Source organism: Nocardia sp. CNY236, from assembly GCF_000482385.1.
Classification (GTDB): Bacteria; Actinomycetota; Actinomycetes; order Mycobacteriales; family Mycobacteriaceae; genus Nocardia.
In genome coordinates this window covers 1-3,287 of record NZ_AXVD01000063.1, presented here as the reverse complement: position 1 = coordinate 3,287, position 3,287 = coordinate 1, and the positions used below count along the sequence as shown (strand labels likewise).

Here is a 3,287-nt window from a genome sequence, read left to right as displayed (position 1 = left end):
TCGGGTAGCTCGACCGCTTCAGGGGCTGTCGAAGCCTGGAGCTGGGTGGGGTCGTTCACCGCGGCCGGGTCAGGTACCGGATTGCGGTGGGCTGCACGGAACAACACCGCCAACCCGTGGGTGTCGGCCAGCAGGGACGCCGGGGCGATCGCTGCGACCAACGCCGCCGCCCACGCAGGTAGCGGTTGACCAGCAGCAACAGCGTGCAGACTGTTGCCTGCCACCGACACCACCGCGCCGACCACCAGCACCCATAGGAAGAAGCGGCGGTCGCGCCCCGGGCACACCAGCACCCCGACCGTGGCCAACACGATGGTGCCGTCCACGATCAGTGGGAACAGCCACGCATCCTGGGCGGGGACATGCGCCAGCACCGCGAGGTCTTTCAGCGTGGCAAAGCTGAGCCGGAACGCCGCAGCGCCCACGGCGAGGATGATCAGGACGGCGGACCAACGCGCACAACGCATCCCCGCCGATCGGTCCGCCGTATCCATTACGACACCTCGACCGCGGACGAGTCCGACCAGTCGCGAAGCTCGGTCAATTCGCGTTCGATATCTTGCATCCGATCGCGCATCAGAGCGACCTCGCGAGCCTGTTCCTGGGCCAGGAGTTCGTAGCTGACCTCACCGGACCAGTCCTGCAACATGCCGACCTGGGTCGTCAGGATCGCCACCCGGTACAGCAGGTACATGACTGCGGCAGTCATGGTCACCACGCACACCATCAGCAGCACCTCGAAGGCCATGGTGATCACGCAGCCTTACCGGACGGACGAGCCGCACCCGGATCAGCCGCAGGCCGCTTGGCGCCCGAGGTATCGCCCTTGATCCCCGTCGCGCGGATGTAGAAGCCGATCGACTTGAACTGGCCGTTACCGACCACGCGAGGCTTGAGCAGCAGCCCCTCCAGCTCGATCGGACGCAGGCCCTCCATAACCTCCGGCTCCGAAGGAACCGGCACCTGGTCGACAACGAACGTGACGTCGAAACTGGCCTGGTTCGCCTTGCCTCCCGCCCGGTCCATGATCGTCGCCTTCCACATCCGCTTACCCGAGCCATTGCCCTCCCGGTCCAAATCGACCGCCTGACGCTTCAGCGCGTTGCGGTCCTCGCTGAACTCGGTCTGCGCCTCGATATCGCCGAGCAGCAACACACCCTTCGGGAACACCGAACGGAAATCGGTCGGGATCCACATGTCCTTCAACGCCATCTCTGAAACTCCTTGTCAGTAGCCGCACATTCTGTGCATACACAACAGCGTATACACAGCTGCGTATACGCACAATAGGTTTGCGTATACGCAGATTCCAGAGGGGTTGACAGCGCAGGGCGCAGAGGCGCGTATCTTGGTCCTTTGCGTATACGCAGTTGCGTATGGGCATGGAACCGACTCGGAGGAGTGGACCATGAGCGAACCTGCATACGTCCAGATCGCAGGGGAGATCGCGCGCGAGATCCGCAGCGGTGTGCGACCAGTGCGGAGTCAGTTACCCAGCTATTCGGAGCTCGCCAAACAGCACAGTGTGTCTGACATCGTTATCCGGCGAGCCATGGAACTACTTCTGCGACAAGGACTCGTCTACACGGTCGAGCGCCGCGGGACGTTCGTCGCATCGCGTCCGACGCTGCGCCGCGTTTCGCCTGAGCGGCAGATGGAAGACCCCGAGGTGACCTACAGCAACGAGGCGGCGGACAAGGAAGAAATACGGATCGATCGCGAAACCTCGATCGTGCCTGCCGATAGCGAGCTCGCTGAGATATTCGGGATCGAGATCGGCAACGACATCGAGCATCAGATCGTGATGGCTTCCGACCGGGGGCGCGCGGCCTCGATATCGGACAGCTACCTACTTCCTGGCACGGACGTGGGGAGGGCTGAAGTGCTCGAAGAGACGTTGGCCGACCGCCCCCCGGTTCCGGCACACGCCGAATGGCTGGAAGTGCCGACTGGTGAACTCGTGAAGACAGTTCACCAGCGGTTCTTACTGGCTAATGGACGTGTCCTCATGGTGTCGGATGTGTCGTACCCGAATAACCGATACGACTCGTTCGTCTTCCGCATGGTTTTGGACCACAACGACTGAACACGGACGAAGCAATTGTGGCCCGATCATCGACCGGGCCATGCCGTGTTGCACTAGCTACTACCCTCAGCGCACCCAGCCTTGGGCTGTGTCGGCGAGGTTCCACCACGAAACATGCTGTTTGTCTTCGGTTTCGAGCACCCAAGCGTCGGATAGTCGATCGAAAAATGCGTCGTCACCGGTCTTGCCCCCCTTCGGTTCACCGACGTAGATCAGGCGCCGACCACCACGGGACTCGAAAAGTTTCAAAGCTTCAGAAGCCATCGGATCACCCCACCCAGGCGGCCAACACAGAAACAGAACCGAGTCGCCATCCAACACCGAGCCGAACTGCTCCAGGCCCTCCACCGGGTACCAGACATCCCGTTGTCCGCTTGCCACAGGAAACGACGGGTTCGCGATCGTATCCGGTGGTTCGGAATCGAACGCTTGCACCTCAAGTCCCCGACTGGCCAACAGCCGCGCCCAGTAGCCACGTCCGGCGCCGAGCTCGACGACCGTATGTCCGCCGCTGAAAGTTGCAGCCCACTCGATCGTCTCCGCCGATGGAACTGCATAAGCATAGGTAGCCTGCAAGATCGTCTGGACGAAGCCCAGTCGAACACTGCCGTTGGCACTGCCGCCATTCACAACCCGGCGATCGTCACTCACGCCGACCGAAGGCCCGACGATATCCCAGTACGGATTACCCGATGCCGACTCCCCACCGGTCATGTAGTGCACGAACCGCAGATCGAACGCCGCATCTGACTGTGGACTTTCGGTGCCCGACAACATGGGAGCCGTGTCCAGATACTCGGCGACCTTCGGATACTCGGACTTCAACCGCTCCTCGTCGTCTAGCAACGCGGCCAGTTCGGTTCGCCGTTCGGGTGTAAGCGCGAGACCAGTCATACGGTCGATTCTCCGTGCGGGGAATGGACTCTGCGAGTTGTTGCCGAATTTGGCTACATAGGATCAAGGCGCACCGGCGGCGCTGCGCGCCGCCGCCGCGCTACGACACGCAGCCGCCTGCCTCCGCACGCTGCGGCTGGCGGGCGCGTCGGTCGCGTCGGCGGCCCACCGCCCCACCGGGGAGCCTCTTACCCGAGTACGCGACTTCCGGCATCGAGCCGATCACCCTTGTATGGCTGCCGCACGAGCTTCGCTCGCTTGCCTCGTAGATGTCCTGCCGCTCATCGGGCCGCGACCGATCGGGTCG

6 protein-coding genes are annotated in these 3,287 nt (G+C 62.8%); 1 reads left to right on the top strand and 5 read right to left on the bottom strand.

The window, feature by feature from the left end:
* From K940_RS31115 to K940_RS0121160, 3 genes are all read right to left on the bottom strand, one after another.
* Positions 1-494 (bottom strand): DUF2637 domain-containing protein (locus K940_RS31115; protein WP_231390470.1); only part of this gene is annotated, 494 nt, incomplete at its 3' end.
* Positions 494-757 carry a hypothetical protein gene (locus K940_RS0121165; RefSeq protein WP_028479109.1) on the bottom strand — a complete coding sequence of 88 codons (264 nt, stop codon included), beginning with the start codon at positions 755-757 and terminating at the stop codon, positions 494-496. The genes K940_RS31115 and K940_RS0121165, both read right to left, overlap by 1 nt.
* The gene (locus K940_RS0121160) at positions 754-1,212 is read right to left on the bottom strand and encodes a hypothetical protein (protein ID WP_028479108.1); all 459 of its coding nucleotides are present in this window, start codon (positions 1,210-1,212) and stop codon (positions 754-756) included. Before K940_RS0121160 ends, K940_RS0121165 begins: the two co-directional genes overlap by 4 nt.
* Before the next feature lie 196 nt (positions 1,213-1,408).
* Between K940_RS0121160 and K940_RS0121155 the strand changes: the two genes are divergently transcribed.
* Positions 1,409-2,086 carry a GntR family transcriptional regulator gene (locus K940_RS0121155; protein WP_028479107.1) on the top strand — a complete coding sequence of 226 codons (678 nt, stop codon included), beginning with the start codon at positions 1,409-1,411 and terminating at the stop codon, positions 2,084-2,086.
* A 66-nt stretch (positions 2,087-2,152) separates the two neighbouring features.
* Here K940_RS0121155 and K940_RS0121150 read toward each other — a convergent pair whose 3' ends face one another.
* Together K940_RS0121150 and K940_RS33770 are read right to left on the bottom strand one after the other, a co-directional pair.
* On the bottom strand, positions 2,153-2,980 hold the full coding sequence (locus K940_RS0121150; RefSeq protein ID WP_028479106.1) for a hypothetical protein: 828 nt from the start codon (positions 2,978-2,980) through the stop codon (positions 2,153-2,155).
* 100 nt (positions 2,981-3,080) lie between these two features.
* On the bottom strand, positions 3,081-3,287 hold a 207-nt coding region (locus tag K940_RS33770), incomplete at its 5' end, for a hypothetical protein (RefSeq protein ID WP_231390469.1).

Bases quoted from the DNA above. Each gene is read 5' to 3' on its own strand.
- K940_RS0121150 (WP_028479106.1), bottom strand. From the start codon at position 2,980: ATGACTGGTCTCGCGCTTACACCCGAACGGCGAACCGAACTGGCCGCG.
- K940_RS0121155 (WP_028479107.1), top strand. From the start codon at position 1,409: ATGAGCGAACCTGCATACGTCCAGATCGCAGGGGAGATCGCGCGCGAG.
- K940_RS0121160 (WP_028479108.1), bottom strand. From the start codon at position 1,212: ATGGCGTTGAAGGACATGTGGATCCCGACCGATTTCCGTTCGGTGTTC.